The following is a 19585-nucleotide window of genomic DNA, read 5'->3' on the forward strand; positions in this document are numbered from 1 at the left end:
GCTTTGATAATTGAACGCTGATAAAAATGACTTAATGACCACGTAGTAAATGACCCAATGAAATAAGAAAATGATTAAAAACTATATAAAAACAGCATGGCGTAACCTGGTGATAAATAGGGTTACTTCATTAATAAGTATCGCGGGATTGGCAGTTGGGATAGGCTGCTTTATATTATTGGCTACCTATTTGTTAAATGAGTTGAGATACGATAGGTTTCATGCTAACGCCAGTCGTATTGTTAGGGTGGTTTACAATTATAAATCCACTGATGATGCCGAGGCAAAATCGGTAGCGGTAACGCCTACTGCACCAGTACCTGTATTTAAACAGCAATTGCAGGAAATTGAGGATGGCGTGCGGATTTACTGGTACAATAACCCGGTACAATACCAGGATAAGCTATTCAATGAAAAACGGTTTTTATTGGCCGATGAACCATTTTTCAAAATCTTTAGCTTTAAGTTTTTGAGAGGGAACGCCGCAACCGCGCTTAAAGATCCATCGGCTGTGGTGATCACGGCATCTACAGCAAAAAAATACTTTGGTAATGAAGATGCCTTAGGTAAAGTTTTGAAGGTAAACAACAAACAAAATATGATGGTTACCGGCGTGGTTGAGGATGTACCGGAATACTCTCAGATCAAGTTTGATATGATAGGCTCGTACGCTATTACCGAACACTCCAAAACACGCAGATGGGATTCGGCTAATGATTATTCTTACCTGTTGTTAAAACCAGGTGTTAACGCGGCTTCGGTTCAGCAAAAAATGAATACCTACGTGGCCGATATGTTCAAGGATGATTTCAGGCAGGGCCATAAAATGTGGTTCACGCTTGAACCGTTGACCGATGTTCACCTAAAATCCGAAGCTACATATTCGCTCACACCATCGGGCAATATTAAATACATTTATATTTTGGGTGCCGTGGCAGTTATACTACTGCTTTTGGCCTGTGTTAACTTCCTGAACCTGGTTACAGCGAAAGCCATTGAGCGGGGGCACGAAATAGGTGTACGCAAGGTAATGGGCGCGGCCCGGACCCAGCTTTTTACGCAGTTTATCATAGAATCGGCCATGATCACCCTTGTATCATTGCTGGGCGGGTTATTTTTGGCTGATATTAGTTTTAAATGGTTCAGCGATTTTTCAGGACAGCAGTTAAGCCTTCAAACCTGGAACACTTCATGGTTGATCATGGCGCTTGCCGGTTTGTTTATAGTGGTTACTTTTTTAGCGGGAACTTATCCGTCGTTATACCTGTCGTCATTTAACCCCATAGTTACTTTAAAAGGAAAACTTACCAATACTTCGGGTGGCAGGACATTACGCCGGTCGTTGGTTATTTTTCAATTCGTAGTATCTGTATTCTTCATGATCTGTACGGTTATAGCGGGTAGCCAATTACAATATATCCAGCATTTAAATATCGGTATCGACAGGTCGCAGGTAATGGTGATTGATATTGGTGGTAAATCGCTAAAAGATATTAAGTCATTTAATAACGAGGTAACGCGATTACCAGGCGTACTTAATGTGACTGCCTCGTATGATTCGCCGGTAGATGTTCATGGAGGATATAGCATTAACCACGCCGACGGTAAAAACAGCGATTATAACCTTTCGGTAACCGCTTTGCCTGTTGAACGCAACTTTTTAAAAACGCTTGGTATTAAACTGGTGCAAGGCATTGATTTTACAGATGCCGATGAAAAACGTTCGACCGAGGCCGATGAAAACAAACGCAGCTATGGGTTTATCATCAATGAAAAAGCAGCCAACGCGCTGGGCTGGAAGGCTAACGAAGCAGTAGGTAAACACATTGGCCTTAACGGGCGAACCGGTGAAGTAAGGGGAGTGGTACAAAATTTCAACTTTGCGTCGGTACACCAGGAAATTACACCTATAGTAATGTTTACAGAGGATTATTTTGGCAAGGTACTTATCAAAACATCCGGAAATAATCTTACACAAACTATATCGGCAGTAAAAGAAAAGTGGACTGCCTTTAATCCGGCCACGCCGTTTGAATATCATTTCCTCGATCAGGAGTTTGATGACATGTATAAAGCCGAGCAGCGCACAGGGTCAATATTAACCGCGTTTACCCTGGTTACTATTTTTATCTCCTGCCTGGGTTTATTCGGACTGGCGGTATTTTCAACCAGGCAAAGGGTAAAGGAAGTTGGCGTGCGCAAAGTTTTGGGAGCAAGCGTTTTCAGTATTGTAAAGCTGGTTTCCGGCGATTTTCTGAAACTGGTGATCATATCTGTTATCATCGCCTCGCCGATAGCCTGGTACGCCATGCACCGCTGGCTACAGGATTTCGCTTATAAAATCAGCATCCAGATCTGGGTATTTATTGCAGCCGGAGCCGTGGCTATATTCATCGCCTTTATCACTGTAAGCGTGCAATCACTCAGGGCGGCTCTTGCTAACCCGGTGAAGAGCTTGCGCTCGGGAGATTGATTTTTAGGCGAAAGGTAAAAGGCCAAAGCTGAAAGGTTTACTCCTTTCGGCTTTTGTTGTTTTAGGGCGTAGGTACAGGAGGCTGGAAAAGGAGGGCAATGGCTGCCCGTGTCTCCAAAAACCTTTAACCTTTGGCCTTTTACCTTTCAGCTCCCCAAAAACACTGTATCATAATCGAACGCATTCTGTTACATAAGCGTACAGTAATAATTTGGTAATATCATTTAATGCATTGATAGTTAGTTAGATATAACTTTGGTATGTTATTGATATGTTAATCGCAAAATGATGAGTATTATTGTTTAACTCATTTATTTATAAACAAACTAATTCAATAATTAAAAATGTTATCACTGCAGCATATTTCAAAGTATTTCCAGGTAGGGGGCAACAGAAACATCATCCTGAACGATCTGAGCCTTGAGGTTGACGAAGGCGAATTCATTTCCATCATGGGCCCTTCAGGTTCTGGCAAATCAACATTACTAAATATCATCGGTATGCTGGACGAGCCGTCAGATGGTTACCATTACTTTGAGGGGCATGCAGTGCATCAGCTTAAAGAAAAACAGCGTTCGGCTTTGTATAAACAATACATCGGTTTCGTTTTCCAGGCATATCACTTAATTGACGAGCTTACCGTTTACGAAAACATTGAAACCCCGCTTATTTACCAGGACTTTAAAAGTGCCGAACGTAAAGCCATGGTAGCCGATATGCTCGACCGCTTTAGCATTGTTGGTAAAAAAGACCTTTTCCCTGCACAGTTATCAGGCGGCCAACAGCAGTTGGTGGGTATAGCCCGCGCACTCATCGCCAAGCCGAAATTGTTACTGGCCGACGAACCTACAGGTAACCTTAACTCAAAACAAGGGGAGGAGATTATGGAGCTGTTCCGCAAGCTTAACAAAGAAGATGGCGTAACTATTATACAGGTTACCCACTCCGAAAAAAATGCCGAATACGGTTCGCGCATTATCGATCTGTTGGACGGCAGGATCGATTCATCAAGAAAACTCTGAACTCAATAATAAAATGCGATACTATAAATTACTATTTCTCGGTCTTGTTGTATTTGGAAACTTAAAGGCTTACAGCCAGGCCCCGGCAGATTCTGTGCTTACTTTACAGCAATGTATTGATCTTGCAATTAAAAACAACCTCGATGTAAAAAAGAGCGAATTGCAAATGCAAACACAGGAAATTGCCTATAACCAGGCACGCGAAAACCTGCTGCCTACCATTAACGGTAACGTAAGTCATAACATAAGCAATGGTCGTAGCCAGGACCCTACAAACTATAATTACGTAACACAACAAATTACCTATGCACAGTATAACCTGAACAGTAACCTGACATTGTTTAACGGCATGAGCCTTATCAACAATATCAAACGTTACTCATTGGCATACCAGGCCGGTAAAATGGATTTTCAACAGGCGAAGGATCTGGTTACTTTAAATGTTATTACTGCCTATTTGCAGGTGCTTGATAATGAAGATCTGCTAAAGGCAACCGATATACAAGTTGAACAAGCCCAGAAACAGGTAGACAGGTTGGTAATATTGAATAAAGACGGTGCTACGCCACCTGCTACTTTGTATGATTTGAAAGGCACACTTGCTACCAGTAAGATTGGCGCGGTTAATACCAGGGCCGCGATGGGAATTTCAAAGATCAACTTGTTGCAGATCATGAATGTGCCATTGGATAAGAGCGTTAAACTTGCTCGCCTATCTGCCGATCAGTTGCCCGGAAGTTATGATAAAAATGCCGAAGAGATTTATACTAAGGCGTTAAATGACCTGGCATTGGTTAAAGCTTATGACCTGCGCTTAAAAAGTGCCGAAAAGGAAGTGAAATCAGCAAAAGGTGCTTTGTGGCCAACTATCTCAGCATTCGGGTCATTAGCAACCAACTATTCAAGTACTGGTAATACGGGTTATTATTCGCAGTTAAAAAATAACTACAGCTCTGGTTTTGGGGTTGGGTTGAGCATTCCTATCCTTAACTATTTCCAAAATCGTAACAAGGTAGCACTGGCCCGTATTGATCTGCAAACAGCTAAATACAATAACGATTTTACCAAGATCCAGTTAAAACAGAATATCGACCAGGCTTATATCAACATGACGTCGGCACTTGAGCGCTATCACTTGTTGCGTGATCAGGTTGATGCCTACGCCGAATCGTACCGTATTGCCGAAGTTAAATTTAATTCGGGCGCCATTACTTCGGTTGATTTTGTGATAGCTAAGTCAAACTATGATCAGGCTAACACCAACCTGATTAACGCACGGTATGATTATTTTATCCGTACCAAAATACTTGATTATTACCAGGGCAACTTAGCGCTTTGATGTAATTGTTTAAGATTAATAAAAACCTATACTTTTATTACCGATTAACAGTTAAATATCTGGTTAAACTTTTACCGAACTTATCGGTTATGTTTAGCCGGATATTTCTATTTTAGCGCCAGTTTTGCAAACATTATTGCTTGCAAAACCTTTAATACATCACTCCAAACACCTAATAAAAATGAAAAAATCAATTTTACTTATCTTCTCTATTTTTTTACTGTCAATCGGCATATCAAAGGCACAGGTTATACCGAGTTTTTCGTTCGGTTTGAAAGGCGGTTTAAATTATTCAACTTTTCCATCTAACGGCGTTTTTAATAACGATAATAAAGCAGGCTACCAGGCTGGTGCTTGGGCACGAATTGGTGGCTTAGGCTTTATTTTTCAGCCGGAGCTTTATTTTGCTGATAAAAGCGTTACTGTAAACAATGGAGGTACTCCAAACAAGCAAAGCTTTAAAAGTTTTGATGTTCCATTGTTAATAGGTGCTAAAGTTGGTGCCTTGGGCTTAGGCGGACGTTTTTATGGTGGCCCTGTACTTTCATTTACAACAGGCAGAGATAGAGATGCTTTAAATGATGCAACCGCTTTAAGGTATAAAGATGCCAACTATGCTATCCAGGTAGGAGCGGGCGTTGATATCAGCAGCTTTTCTGTTGACTTACGTTATGAAGGTGGTTTAAACAAAGTTGCCTATGGTAATGATAACTCGCACACTCGAGTAAGCTTGTTTAGCCTTTCTTTGGCTTATAAATTATTCTCTTTATAATTTCCAGCTTATTCAAAAATATAAGAAGACCTGCCGGCAACGGCCGGTCTTTTTTGCTTTAGGCGATATTTTGAATTTTACTGTTGATTAACCCGGATCAAAGGCCTTTGTTTTTTAATCCGTTTACAGAATACAGACTAATTTATGAATACATGAATAATCATTTTAGAGCTATGTGTTGTTAATTAATGGTTAATTTATATTTCGATGGGAAACCTTTTTTGAAATTTCTTCGTAAAAAGTAACTAATAATAAACGAAGGTTACTTATGCGCTTGAGGGCCGTCTTGAAAATATCATATAAACCAGTTTTACTAATTCTTATAAATCTTTGTTTTTTTGCGGGTAAGGCTCTTGCAGTTTATACGTTTAACTGGACAGCCGGTGCACTAAACACCGATTGGACAAATCCAAGTAATTGGTCGGTTACGGGAACGGGAACTGGTACACTTTATCCCGGTGCAAGCGGACGAACAGACGACATCGTTAATTTTGGGGTTGTATCAGGTCCATATCTAATCCAACCAACGTTAGCTTCCAACATTACAGTAGCATCAGTAAATTTTGGCCAAAAACAGTACAATGGCACTGCCGGAGCCATATTAACAGGCACTTCGTTAACTGGTACAGTTTTTACGGTAAACTCTACACTAACGGTTACGGGTAATATTTTTCAGGATTATACTGGTAGTACTAATGGTACTATATATAATGATATTAGAGGGAGCGGATCAATAACCTGTAGTAATATTATATTTGGCAATGCATCTGTATCTGTCCCTGTTACTAACCAGGCCTATTTGTTTTTAGAAGTAAACACGCTTAATGTTACGAACAATGTAAATATTCACATTAACGTTAAATTGCAAAACGGAAGTGGTGTAAGGTTAGAAGGAGGAACGATGACTATTGGCGGGCAAATTACCATTACCAATCATAATAGTACTTCATCTAATTCTGGTTATTTTACAATAAACTCTTTTACTACTTATAAAAACGCTAACACTGTTTCTAACCCTACCCTCATTTTAACCAACGCTAACGCGCTTGCCTCCATACCAACCCCATATGCTTCAGTAAATTTTAATGGTTCGTCAACAACTGGTGGCAAGTGCACAGTGATTTATACTGCAGCTTCTCCCACTGTTTATACCACAAGCACTGCCGGATTTGGTACTGGTGGTGGAACTATTAATACTTCAATTGCGCAATATGATAATATTACTATAAATGGCTCTGGAACTGCCCAGATAGGTACCGGAACGGGGGTATTACGAATAGATTCAATTTTAACTACCAGTACACCTGCCACATTTGCCAATGCAAGTACTTCTACCATAGTTGGTACCGACTGGAATAATACTTCTACCATAACCGGAGGAGCAGGTACAACCGATATTAATCGTGATCTGAATAATTCGGGAACAATGGCCATGGGAGCGGGAAACGTGACCATTGCGCGCAACTATACCAACACAGGCACATTTACGCCTAATTCAGCCGCCCTAATATCTTTTGATGGCACAACCCAAACACTTACAGATGCTACTACTAACGGTACAGCTTTTTATAATGTAACCTTTACAACAGGCGGAACCAAAACAATGGCCTCGGGCAGTAAATTTACTATTGCGCCTACCTACACCTTAAACGTCAATACTTCATCCATACTTGCGGTGGGTAACGCAACTGCAACTACAACAGCGCTTACGTTACTTTCTACATCTGCCGGTGACGCAAGTATCGGCACGCTGGCTGCTGGCTCTATAACAGGCAGTATCAATGTTCAGCGTTATGTGAAGGGCACATTGCGCCGATATATGCTGATGTCATCACCCGTAACGAATACGACAACAACATTTACAACAACCGGCTCGCTTCCTACCTATAATCTCATCCCGCTTATTGCGACCACTTATATAACAGGTCCGGGAGGTTCAACCAATGGTTTCGATAACGCTACGGCTACGGGTAATAGTCCTTCTGTATTTGTTTACGATGAAAACGCCCCTGTTACAACTGATATAAATCAAGTGGTAAATAATGAATACAAGCCCTTCAGTTCAACAAGCCAGGGTTTGCCGGCAGCCAATGGGTTTTTATACTATTTCAGGGGAAGCAGGAGTGTGGTGAACCCGTTTGTGAGGCCATTCCCGGCAACGGATAATGCCACATTAAACTTTTTTGGCGCGGTTATTAAAGGTTCTGGAGCCACTAATGCGCAGTTAACCGCGAATATTATTAATTTCCCCGCTACGCCGCCAACCTATTATACTGCAACCGCGGTAAGTGCACCCGCTACTTTGTCATATAGCGCAAGTACTCCGGCTATAAAGAAAGGCCTTAATCTTATTGGTAATCCATATGCTTCTGTAATTGACCTTCATGCACTTTACGCTGCTAACACTACCAATAAATTTTACTACATGTTGATTAAGGATACAAATACGGGAACCAATAGTTCATCAACCAAATTTGCATTATATGACGCCAGTGTGGGTACTACAGGATCTGCAGGGACAGGCGCAAGCAGGTATGCCTTATCCGGGCAGGGCTTTTTTACTGTAGCAACTTCTGCCTCAGCTATTAAGTTTGATGAATCCATGAAGGTGGCTTATTCAAATTATAGCCCTCCAACGCCTCCGGTATTTAATGTGGTGGGCAATCCGGGTAAAAATATCGCAGCTTCATTTGCTTCAAGCCTCCCAACTAATGATGGAGATATTTTGCCTCGTATTACTATGGAATTGGCACAGGATACGATAATACATAACTCTACCGATATCAATTTCGATGGAAACGCCTCCGCCAAATTTGTTCCGGGCGAGGACGCTCCATATTATCAGCCATCGGGACAGGGCGATCTGTTTTATTCTTTAAGCAGCGATTCGATAGGCTGTTTTGCCAACTACACCAGTAACCTCGAAAAATTAAAGCGGATAAACCTGATTGTTACTTTCTCCAATTATGGAACATATAAGCTCACAGCTCCAATAAAAAAGAATATCGATCCAAGGTATTCCATCTACCTGAAAGATAAATACACCAATGATTCGCTTGATGTGGTGCATAATGATGTGTACGCGTTCAAAGTAGAATCGAACGCGGCCAGCTATGCGCATGACAGGTTCTATCTTTCTATTGGTATAGTTCCGGGGCATGATTACCGCCTAATAAGCTTTACCGGAAAAAAGGTTACACAGGGAATAACCTTAAACTGGGAAACCAATAACGAGAGCAATTTTACAGGTTTCGGCGTTCAGAAAAGTGCCGACGGGGGCAAGACGTTTTTAACTATAGATAGCCTGCGGTCAACAGGCGCCGGCAAATATGCTTACACCGATCCAACACCCGGTACAGGCCAAATCATTTACAGGCTTAGCCAAAACCTGGTAACAGGCGAAAATAAACTTTCTGATAAACTCACTTTTCAAATACAACCAGGTTCGGGTGTAAACAAGTTCCTGGTTTATCCAACAGTAGTTTCGGCCAGTACGGTTAATATAAAATTAGAACAAACATCTGCCAATCAGGTTAAAATAAATATAGTTAGTCCTTCGGGGGCAATTGTCAAAAAACTATCAGCAACAGGCACAAACACTATTCAGGAAAATGTTACCGGTTTAAGCCGGGGCCTTTACATAGTAGTTGCGGTTAATGAAAGCACGGGTGATAGAATTGGAAGTGGAATGTTTTTTAAACAATAACAGTATGTGTGTATTATCTATGATCGTATCAAAATGGAAATCCATAATAGCTTTTACAATAATAAATTTGCTTACGGTATCCCTATCCTTTGCGGATCCGGGCGATGGGCTTTGTGATGGTAATGATGGCGGACCTGATGGTTGTCCCTTAGATACCTGGGTATGGGTGTTAATGATAGTAGCCGTAGTGTTTACCGCGCGGCACCTGATCCGGCAAAATAAATCAAATACAAGCCTTGAGCAACGGGCTTAATGGTTGTATTTAAGTTCCATTAAAATATTCCTCAAAAATTACTTGCTGTCTTCATAAGCAAAGCGGTGTTGTTTTATTACAGAAATAAATCATATTGATATTCAATCGGTTGTGCTATTATCTGTATCTTGACCAATAAAACAACCTGCTATGAAACACTTTTTTAAATGTGCACTACCTGCTTTACTGGCATTTATGGTACAGGGCGTTTCTGCCCAAACTCACCGGTTAGAAAAGCTTTGGGAAACCGATTCCGTTGTACGGGTCCCCGAATCGGTTTTACCTGATTTTAAAAAACACATTTTATACGTATCCGAAATTGGTGGAAACTCCAACACCGCTGTTGGTAAAGGAGGGGTTGCCAAAATAGGTTTGGATGGCAAAATCATCGACCTTGATTTTACAACAGGCTTAAACTCTGCTAAAGGCATGGGACGGTTTGGCGACAAGTTATATGTAGCCGATCTGTCTGAACTGGTTGTTATTGATATCAAAACCGGTAAAGTGATCAATAAAATAGCTATCGACAGCGCTAAAGTTTTAAATGATGTTACCGTTGATTCAAAAGGTGTGGTTTATGTATCAGATAGCAAAACCTTCAAGATCCACCGCGTTGAAAAAGGAAAGGCAACCACCTTCTTAACCCAGGTAACCGGTGTGAACGGACTTAAAGCAGTAGGTAACGACCTGTATATTATGAGCGGGCCAAAGTTTATGAAAGCCGATAGCAAAGGAAATTTATCTCAATTAGCGACAATTACTTGCAATGGTGATGGCCTTGAACCGGTTGGTAATGGCGATTTCCTGATCACTTGCTGGTCTGGGCATATATTTTATGTGTCTGCGGATGGTAAAGTAGAAGTACTGCTTGATTCAGAAGCGCAAAAGATGAGTACTGCCGACCTGGGGTATGATACAGTTAATCATATTTTATACGTGCCGACTTTTTTCTCAAAGAAAGTGATGGCCTATAAGCTCGTAAATAATTAATATACCGGTAGATAATTTAGGCTGGTATTAATAAAAAAAGAAGCCCTGCTAACTAAGTTGGCAGGGCTTCTTCTTATAGTTTAGTATTTTATTTAGCAGGAGTAATAACAATGTTCCTGTAATCGATAGGGCCGTGATCGCCCTGAATCAATAGCGGCCCTGGTTCACCTTCTTTGCTGTCGATAGCTCCGCCGGTAATACCCGGAATTTCCTGCTGGCATATTACCATAGTACCATTAGCCACAATAGTAACTAATCTGCCTACAAGGGTAATATCGTATGATTGCCATTCGCCGGCATTTTTAGCCATCATTTTATTAGGAGGCAGGAAACCATAAATAGCGCTGAACTGGTTGTTAATAGGCTCCGGTTCGCCGGTTTTGGTATCAATTACCTGTACCTCATAACGCCCTCTCAGATAAACGCCGCTGTTGCTGCCTTTTTGGTAACGAAACTCGATATGTAATTTAAAGTCGCTAAATTTTTGATCGGTGATAAGATTGGCGCCGGAGTGTTTGCTTCTTAAAATGCCGGATTCAACTACCCATTGATTTTTGCCATCGGTATGCCAGCCTTTGGTATCTGTACCATTAAACAGTTTAACAGGTTTACCCCATACCGGTGCTTTTGTCCGGGTCATTGACGGTGCACGCACACCTGTAAAATGGTAAGTCACGCCATCGGTATAAACCATCGTGCCGTTTAACTCTTCGCCCTTAACCTCAAACTCAAAATCCATGTTGCGGTTTCCTTCTTCCCATTGCGGAGGGATAGAGAAGCTGTACTTTCCGTTATTTGGTTTTACTTCCGATATCGGTCGTGCGCTTCCGAATGCATAAGTAAAACGGCCAATCAGCGTGTGTGTGCCAGATTTCTGAACTTCCAGCCATGATGGAATACTTTTGCCGCCTTTGTCCATAGTGATATCCCAGCGACCGATAACGGCAGGATCTTTTATCTGCTGGGCTTTTGCCTCCGAAATTATCAAAAGCAGCAATGCAGCGATAACCTGCATGCGGAAAAATTGGTAAGTGGTAGTTTGGTTAGTGGTAGTTTGGTTTCTCATAATATTTAAATCTACAAACTAACATTCAATATTTTAACTAAACGATCGATTTTTTGATGTGTCAAGCTGACACACACTTCGATAACTATTACCTGTACGTCGATTAGTTTTTGCCCACGGTCTATTACGGTTTAGGAAGTTTGTGATTTTGGGTTCTTTTGCCGGTAATAAATAGTAATGATGAAAAAAATCTCTCTCTTCATATTGTTCATCCTGGCGGTTTTAGCTTCCTCTGCAAGCAGCCGGGTAAAAAGCAACATAACCTCTAACCTCGATGAGTTTTCATCCGGTATTTCGGGTACGGTGCTTGATTCGGTAAGTGGTAAACCCGTTGATTATGCTACGGTAACCATTATTGACCAAAGCAGCGGTAAAATAGTATCCGGCTCGCTTACAGCTACAGATGGTAAGTTTTCTATCGGAAAATTAAACAGGGGCATATATAACGTCAAGATCAGTTTTTTAAGTTATGCCGATAAAACCATATCGGGAATTAACCTTGCTGATGGCGAATCGAAAAAACTGGGCCGTGTTTTGCTGAGTCCCAATGCTAAACTTTTGAATGAAGTACAGGTAACGGCGAAAAAGGCTTTGGTTGAAGAAAAGATCGACCGCACGGTTTATAATGCCGAAAATGACCTTACCGCACGTGGCGGTGACGCATCTGACGTGATGAAACGTGTACCTATGGTTTCGGTAGATATGGACGGCAACGTAAGCTTGAGGGGGAGCCAGAATATCAAAGTACTCATTAACGGCAAGCCATCGGCTATGATGTCGGCCAGTGTTGCGGATGCCTTGAAGCAGATTCCTGCCGATCTGATTAAGAGCGTGGAAGTGATCACTTCTCCATCGGCCAAGTATGATGCCGAAGGTTCAGGAGGCATCATCAATATCGTATTAAAACAAAATACCCTACAGGGGCTTACGCTTAACATTAACAGTACCGCCGGTACCCGCGGATCCGGACTTGGCCTTAACGGCGGTTATAAAGTTGGTAAGTTTAACTTTTCGTTAGGCGGTTTTGGTCGCGGCAGCTACAACTCTCCGGGCTCTTTCAGTAACAGCCAAACAGTAAGCAGCCTTACTTCAAATGATACTTACCTTACTACGCAAAGTGCCACAACTAAAAATAAATCGCTGTTTGGTAGGTATAATTTTGGTATGGACTATGATATCAGCGAACATAACTCGCTTAGCCTGGGCGTGGTAATAGGCGCCAATAACCGTCCCACAACGCAAAATAATTTCCTGACACAAAGTTATCTTAATGATGAACTGACAAGCTCTATGCTGCAGCAGAACAAGATCACCAATAACTCCAACCAGGTAGACGCAACCCTTACTTATACACTTACAGGCAAAAAGCCAGAGCGCGAGTTCAGTATATTGACCGAATACAGCCAGAATAACCGGAATAACAATTTCGAGAATATCTATCTGGATCAAAGCAGTGGCGCGGCAACCGGCGGCCTAAAAAACAATAATAACAGCGTTAATAAAGAACTTACTTTTGAAGCTGATTACCAAACACCTACATTCAAGAACCAATTGCTGGAGTTTGGCGCCAAAGATATTATCAGAACGGTAAGCAGTGATTATACCTATTTTTCTGCTGCCGATGGCTCGCTTAACTACCAGCCTATATCATCATCCAGTTTATCAAACGCTTTCAGCTACAAGCAAAACGTAGCGGCCGGTTACCTGTCATATACGCTTTCGCCTATTAAAAATTACACACTTAAGGCCGGTGCAAGGTATGAGTATACCAACATTACGGCTGATTTTAACAGCGGCTCATCAGTTAATATTCCAAATTACGGTGTACTGGTACCAAGTGTAAACCTGGCCCGTAAGTTTGATAATGGCGATATGATCAAGTTTGGTTTTACGCGTAGGATCCAGCGCCCATCGCTTGAGTTTTTAAACCCTAATATCCAGGCATCAAACCCGCTTAACGTTACTGTAGGAAACCCGGCGCTCTCGCCTGAGTATACCAATAACTTTGAGTTGGGCTACAGCACTCATATCAAAAACAATAGCATTAACGTATCTGCCTTTATGCGCTCTACCAACGATGCTATCCAAACTATCAGGACAAGCAGCGGCGATACAGTGAGGACATCGTACCAAAACTTAGGCAAACAGGATGCTTACGGGTTAAGCCTTTCATTCAATTTATCCCCAATCAATAAATTAAGCATCAATGGTGGTATTGATATGTATCACCTGAGCCTTGATAACCAGGATCCTGATCCATTGTTTCGCGCTAATAACCAGGGCTGGGTAGCTAACTACCGTTTATTCGGTAGCTATGATCTGTCGGATAAATATTCTATTCAGGCTTTCACATTCCGTCGTTCACGCCAGATCCAGTTACAGGGTTACCAGGGAGGTTTTGGGGTTTACAACGTTAGCTTTAACAGATATTTCGCCAAGAAAAAGGGCAGCATAGGCATAGGGCTTGATAACTTCCTGACTAACGGATTTCACGTGCCTACGGTGGTTAACTCGGGTAATATCAGCCAGCAGGCGGTTAACATAACACAGGTACGCAGTTTCGAAATCAGGTTTAGTTACCGCATTGGCGGCCTTAGCCAGGCTAAACCTAAAAAGCCTAAAAAGACCATCAATAATGATGACTTAAAAGACAGCGGAAGCAATAATGACAGTAAATAAGCATCCGGGAAATGTATAAGTAATTCAGAGAAAGATATAATTTTAAGGCCCGGTATAAAGCCACCTTTGTATTGTATTAAAAATTAAAACAATGACAAAGACAATATTTATCACCGGTGCCTCATCTGGCCTGGGTAAAGCTACCGCCAAATTATTTCAAAGCAAAGGATGGAATGTTATAGCAACCATGCGCTCACCTCAACATCAGCAAGAGCTATCAGCACTGGCAAATGTTACCTTGTTGCCCCTTGATGTTAATGACCCGAAACAAATTACCGAGTGTGTAACAAAGGCTGCCGGCTTAGGAAAGATCGACGTAGTATTTAACAACGCAGGGCATGGATTATTTGGCCCCTTAGAAAGTTATGACGACGAGCAGATAGCAGGATTGATAAACACCAATTTATTAGGCGTTATCAGGGTAACCAAAGCTTTTATACCGCATTTCAGGCAACAGGGTGGCGGATTATTTATAACAACATCATCTATGGGCGGTATGACTGCCTTTCCATTCAGCTCCATGTATCATGCAACCAAATGGGGTATAGAAGGGTTTAGCGAGAGTATGTATTTTGAGCTTTCGAAGTTTAATATCGGTATTAAAAACATTTTACCGGGCGGCATCAGAACCGATTACGTAGGCCGTTCAATGGCCCATGGTATCCACGAGGTTGAAGCTTATCAACCGTCAATTGATAAGGTTAACAGTATCATGAGCCATCTTTTACTTCCTGAAAACCTTACACCTGCCGAGGATATTGCTGAAGTAGTATTTGAAGCTGTGACTGATGGCAAGGATCAGTTAAGGTATATTGCAGGCGAAGACGGAAAGGCCTTATATAAAACCCGGACTGAGATGGGCGGGGAGGTGTTTCGCAAGCATTTTGACCAGGTTTTCTTTAGTTAATCCGCTTTAAGGAGATTTCATATCTTTAAAAATGAAAAAAGAACTGATCCGTATCCGTTCCATCAATGAGTTGCACCGGCATTATCAATGTGGTACGCCACGTCATCCGCTGGTTTCGGTTATCGACCTTAAAACAATCCGGCATAATTTGTTGGAGCAAGGCGAGGCTTACCAAATGTCCCTTTATATCATCTCTTGCAAGAGTTTCAAGGGTAACCTGCATTATGGCAGGCAGCTTTATGATTTTGAGGAAGGATCGCTGTTGTTCACTGCTCCTGAACAGGTGATCAGTTCGGAGCCTGAAGTTCAGTTGGAGGAGGGCTGGGCCTTATTCTTTCATCCGGATTTGATTAACGGTACTGTGCTTGGCCGAAATATTCATCAGTATTCTTTTTTTCTGTATGATTTGAATGAAGCCCTGCATGTTTCGGACGAGGAGAAGCAAGTACTGCTGGATTGTGTTAAAAAGATTGAACGGGAATATTCACAAAATATAGATAAGCACACCCAGGGCTTAATCGTGAGTAATATTGAATTACTGCTTAGTTATTGTAACCGATTTTACGATCGCCAGTTTTTGACGCGGGCCAAAACAAATCATGACATTGTGCAGCGTTTTGAGCTATTGCTGAACGAATATTTCACACGTGAAACACTGGTTAATGATGGCTTACCGGAAGTGAAATATTTTGCTTCGAAACTTATTATCTCGCCTAATTACCTGTCCGATCTGTTGCATAAATATACCGGCAAAACAACGCTTGAGCATATTCATTTACAGCTTATTGAAAAGGCGAAACTGTTACTTTGGGAAAGGGGTAAGTCGGTTAGTGAAGTTGCCTATCAGCTCGGGTTTGATCATCCTTCACATTTTACAAAGATCTTCAAAAGCAAAACCGGCTTTACGCCAAAAGCATACCGAAGTAACAACTGATTGGTTTTTTGGAGGTCTGAAATTGATATAACAAAAAAGACGGTCATTTATAGGCCGTCTTTTTTGTTATAATTGGGTTGGACAGTTTGCCCGTAAGCTTTATTTATTGACAATATCAAATGTGCTGAATTGGGCACTTTCAGTTGGCTCGCCTTTAAAAAACAGGCCTATACGTTGAGGCCGGTCCCATTGCGGTAAAAAATCTACAGGGATACTTTTTCCGGCAGATATTTCTTTCCAATCCTGGTTTGGTGCGGCGTAATAAGCTTTGCAGGTTCTGTCGGGTGCCATACTGAATTTAAGTCGTACAGGTGCATCAGATGCTATGGTAACAGAATCAATAACAGTAAAACTGCCGTCTTTAATCATCCATAATTTTACTTGCTTACCCGAAGTGCCAATTCCTAAAGCCGAATTGACAGTGCCATAAAAGGCCAGGCCTTTAAGCGCGTTATTGCTGTTAGATACAGTCGTAGTCATATCGAAATGATCGGATACCGGGCGAACACCATATACAATCCCGGCTTTATTTTTTTCAGACACCTGGCCCGATAAATTAAACTTGCCATTACCTTGTTTTACAACAGGGCTGGCGTTGTGGAAATCATACTGCCAATATAGTGCGGGCTTGTTAGTGGTAAAGGTATCATGTATCCCTGGAAGCTGGCGTGGTGTAGCAACCGCTTTCATGATAGGCCATCCATTGTTTTTGGGCCATGAAAGCGTAGCCAACACGCCCTCGCGCCCAGTGAAAACTTCACTACGCTCATTGTATGCGTGGCACAGATAAAAGTATTGTCCGGTAGTACTTTTAACGAAGGTTCCGTGTCCGCTGCATTTCCAACCAGCTGCAGGTTTTAGCAACTCTTCACCGTCATACTTGTCATACGGACCGGAAAAGCTGGTAGCCCTTGCTACCTTAACATGGTAGCTGCAACGTACACCACAGCAACCTCCGGCAGAATAAAACAGGTAGTAATACTTCCCGTTTTTTAAGATGCTTTGTCCCTCCATACCTATACGTTTATCATCTTTCAAGAGCGAGAACATTTCTCCTTCGGTTTTCAAACCATCTGCCGAAAGTTTACAAGCCAGGAGTTCGATAGGGCGGTTATCGAGGCCGTATGCTTTGAATGAGATATACAATTGTCCATTGTCATTGTATATAAAAGGATCTATGGCTTCTTTCCCATGGTCAACGATAATTCCACGGTCTGTAAAACCATGATCGGGATAATTTGATGTTGCTACACCGATGCAGGAAACATTATCGGATTTACGCCGTGCAGTATAATAAATGTAGTAGGTTTTATTAATATGATAATATTCCGGCGCCCAGAATGATCCTACAGTCCATTCGGGTGCCTTATCAAACACATATCCAACCTGTTTCCAGGTCTTGAGGTCGGTTGAATGATAAACAGGGAAATGCGGGGCCCACTCTGATGATGTTCCCGCTGCGTAATAACCGTTGGGGGTAGCAATAACGGTAGGATCCGGAAAATCACCGGGTATAACAGCTGTGGTTGTTTGGGCGGTACATTGATTTATGGTTGTCCATAAAAGCAGGAAAGCAAAGAAACGTAAGGTTAATAATTTCATCAGGTATTGGTTTTTGGAACGGCAATATCGTTATTTTCCGCTATTGAAGTGTTGCTAAACCGATTTTTGTTTGGCTCAATATAAGTTGTCCTGAATTGGATATAACCATACTAATGAGTTGATGCCGGCTTGTTCGGGTTAGCAAACGTTAACAGTTGTCGCTGATAAGATTCGGCCGTTATGTTTTCTCCTGATTTTTTTGCTGCCATAATTACCCCATAAGTTCCGTTAAAACGATTAGGGTGCGTTTTCAGATCGGCCTGATAAGCTATCAAAGCTTTATCCGGTTTATTCATCTCTAATAACATATCGCCCAAAAGCTCTCGCGCCGGGATTACTTCACAGGGTGTAACCGGGTGCTTTTCTGTTTTATCTTCCATGTCGGCGGCCTGGTTCATCAAATTGAGAGCGTCTTCATTTTTTCCCGCTTTAAATTGCATCCAGGCTTCAGCTGCTTTAATCTGTATTTGTACCTGGTTTGCCTTGTACAAATCTTTTTGCATGGTCAGTGTATCATGGATAACGTTTAGTTTTGCCAATTCCGCTTTAGCGGTGTCCATACTGCCGATGTGTACAGCACCCATTAATCGTGTGAAATGAACAATGGCGGCTTGCCACGGGAAGTTTTTCCATGGAAAATTTAAAGGTGATACAGTCAGCTTTGCGGCTTTATCCCATAATTTATTTTCGAACAGGTAACGTGAAGGAATGGCAGCAAAAGCATAAGCAACTTTAAAATTTACAGGATGCACTTCTGTAATGGTTTGCAGATAGTCGCATTGCTTTTTTGCATCCTTGTTATCTCCTTTTTGCAGGTATGCATAAACCAGATAATCAAGCCCATGAAGCTCTTCGTCCCAATGCCCCTTGATACCGGCTGCAGGTGCATAACATTGCGCCGACGAAACAGAAGCGAGGTTTGAAGTTATGGCCTCATCCCACAGACCTAAACGTGTAAAAATATGCGATGGCATATGAAGTGCATGAGCCGAGGATGGTGCTATATTGGCGTATCTTCTGGCCATTGGCAAGGCCTGTTGAGCTAACCCAGGGTAATCATAGGTATGGATTATGTAATGTGCTATTCCGGGATGATTGGGCTCATTAGGGTAAAGGGAATATAAAATGGCGCCTGCTTTTTTTTGCTTTTTGAACGTCTTATCGGCAGGATCGGCGGCGGCATCGAGTGCAAGGGCATAAAATACGGCTGCTTCTTTATCCTCAGGAAAATCCCTGTATACTTTGGCCATGCCGTTTTCAAAATTGATGCTCCGGGTATGATGATCTGATTTATCCCTGTTTTGATAAAAGGACGAGATCGCATCTATATATTCGGCTTCCCTGGTCGATTTGGGTTTAATGGAACGGGCTATTTCGGCAGCTTTAGCGCCCTTTTTAAGCTCTGCTTTGGTAGGCGGCGTCCAAAGCGGATGATAATTGCACATAGCCACGCCCCAATAAGCCATTGCGCAATCCGGCGATTTATCAATTATTTTCGCGAAGGCCTTTTCTGCTTCGTCGTATTCAAAGGAGTGCAGTAGGGCCACGGCAAGGTTAAAATCGTCTTTGATTTTTCCTTTATTAGATATTTCAAATTCAACTGATCCAAAATGTTTATCGGGCGATCCGCATAAAACAAGCTCTCCTCTTTTAAGTCCTATTTCATTGATCTGATCTTTTGATGGTTCTGTATTTTTTTCCTTGCAGGAGAAAAATACAACCGTTGAAATAAGCAGAAGCGGGACAATGGCAAACAATTTTTCTTTCATAGTTGAAATGATTAACTATCTGAGGTTGAATTGTGTATGGGTTTATAAGCAAATACTTAAATTACAATATTTG

The 19585-nt window shown here is 41.8% G+C and carries 13 protein-coding genes; 10 read left to right on the top strand and 3 right to left on the bottom strand.

Going from position 1 to position 19585, the window contains the following annotated elements; all coding sequences use genetic code 11:
- The first annotated feature begins 70 nt into the window (after window positions 1–70).
- The 7 genes from DEO27_RS09035 (at window position 71) to DEO27_RS09065 (ending at window position 10555) form a co-directional block, all read left to right on the top strand.
- Window positions 71–2473 carry an ABC transporter permease gene (locus tag DEO27_RS09035; RefSeq protein WP_112569203.1) on the top strand — a complete coding sequence of 801 codons (2403 nt, stop codon included), beginning with the start codon at window positions 71–73 and terminating at the stop codon, window positions 2471–2473.
- 344 nt (window positions 2474–2817) lie between these two features.
- Window positions 2818–3495, top strand: a complete 678-nt coding sequence (locus DEO27_RS09040) for an ABC transporter ATP-binding protein (RefSeq protein WP_112569202.1) — start codon at window positions 2818–2820, stop codon at window positions 3493–3495.
- Window positions 3496–3508: 13 nt separating this feature from the next.
- Window positions 3509–4834: a TolC family protein gene (locus DEO27_RS09045; protein WP_112569200.1), complete on the top strand. Its 1326-nt coding sequence runs from the start codon at window positions 3509–3511 to the stop codon at window positions 4832–4834.
- 181 nt (window positions 4835–5015) lie between these two features.
- On the top strand, window positions 5016–5606 hold the full coding sequence (locus DEO27_RS09050; protein WP_112569198.1) for a porin family protein: 591 nt from the start codon (window positions 5016–5018) through the stop codon (window positions 5604–5606).
- A 286-nt stretch (window positions 5607–5892) separates the two neighbouring features.
- Window positions 5893–9312 (top strand): hypothetical protein, encoded by a 3420-nt coding sequence (locus DEO27_RS09055; RefSeq protein ID WP_146749994.1) that lies wholly within the window; start codon window positions 5893–5895, stop codon window positions 9310–9312.
- Between the two features lie 4 nt (window positions 9313–9316).
- Complete coding sequence (locus tag DEO27_RS09060) at window positions 9317–9565, top strand: hypothetical protein (protein ID WP_146749993.1); 249 nt, start codon at window positions 9317–9319, stop codon at window positions 9563–9565.
- A 150-nt stretch (window positions 9566–9715) separates the two neighbouring features.
- Window positions 9716–10555, top strand: coding sequence for an ATP-binding protein (locus tag DEO27_RS09065; RefSeq protein WP_223818196.1), 840 nt, complete (start codon window positions 9716–9718; stop codon window positions 10553–10555).
- Window positions 10556–10643: 88 nt separating this feature from the next.
- On the opposite strand, the gene DEO27_RS09070 is transcribed toward DEO27_RS09065, so the two are convergent.
- Window positions 10644–11621, bottom strand: a complete 978-nt coding sequence (locus tag DEO27_RS09070) for a DUF1080 domain-containing protein (protein WP_223818197.1) — start codon at window positions 11619–11621, stop codon at window positions 10644–10646.
- A 177-nt stretch (window positions 11622–11798) separates the two neighbouring features.
- Between DEO27_RS09070 and DEO27_RS09075 the strand changes: the two genes are divergently transcribed.
- The 3 genes from DEO27_RS09075 (at window position 11799) to DEO27_RS09085 (ending at window position 16141) form a co-directional block, all read left to right on the top strand.
- The gene (locus DEO27_RS09075; protein WP_112569190.1) at window positions 11799–14300 is read left to right on the top strand and encodes a TonB-dependent receptor domain-containing protein; all 2502 of its coding nucleotides are present in this window, start codon (window positions 11799–11801) and stop codon (window positions 14298–14300) included.
- Window positions 14301–14391: 91 nt separating this feature from the next.
- The gene (locus DEO27_RS09080) at window positions 14392–15207 is read left to right on the top strand and encodes an SDR family oxidoreductase (protein WP_112569187.1); all 816 of its coding nucleotides are present in this window, start codon (window positions 14392–14394) and stop codon (window positions 15205–15207) included.
- A 31-nt stretch (window positions 15208–15238) separates the two neighbouring features.
- Window positions 15239–16141 (top strand): helix-turn-helix domain-containing protein, encoded by a 903-nt coding sequence (locus tag DEO27_RS09085; protein ID WP_112569186.1) that lies wholly within the window; start codon window positions 15239–15241, stop codon window positions 16139–16141.
- A 99-nt stretch (window positions 16142–16240) separates the two neighbouring features.
- Here DEO27_RS09085 and DEO27_RS09090 read toward each other — a convergent pair whose 3' ends face one another.
- Together DEO27_RS09090 and DEO27_RS09095 are read right to left on the bottom strand one after the other, a co-directional pair.
- On the bottom strand, window positions 16241–17743 hold the full coding sequence (locus tag DEO27_RS09090) for a glycoside hydrolase family 43 protein (RefSeq protein WP_112569184.1): 1503 nt from the start codon (window positions 17741–17743) through the stop codon (window positions 16241–16243).
- A 110-nt stretch (window positions 17744–17853) separates the two neighbouring features.
- A complete protein-coding gene (locus DEO27_RS09095) occupies window positions 17854–19512 on the bottom strand; it encodes a tetratricopeptide repeat protein (RefSeq protein WP_112569183.1) in 1659 nt (552 codons plus the stop codon).
- Window positions 19513–19585 lie beyond the last annotated feature (73 nt).

It is taken from the genome of Mucilaginibacter rubeus (genome assembly GCF_003286415.2).
Lineage (GTDB): Bacteria > Bacteroidota > Bacteroidia > Sphingobacteriales > Sphingobacteriaceae > Mucilaginibacter > Mucilaginibacter rubeus_A.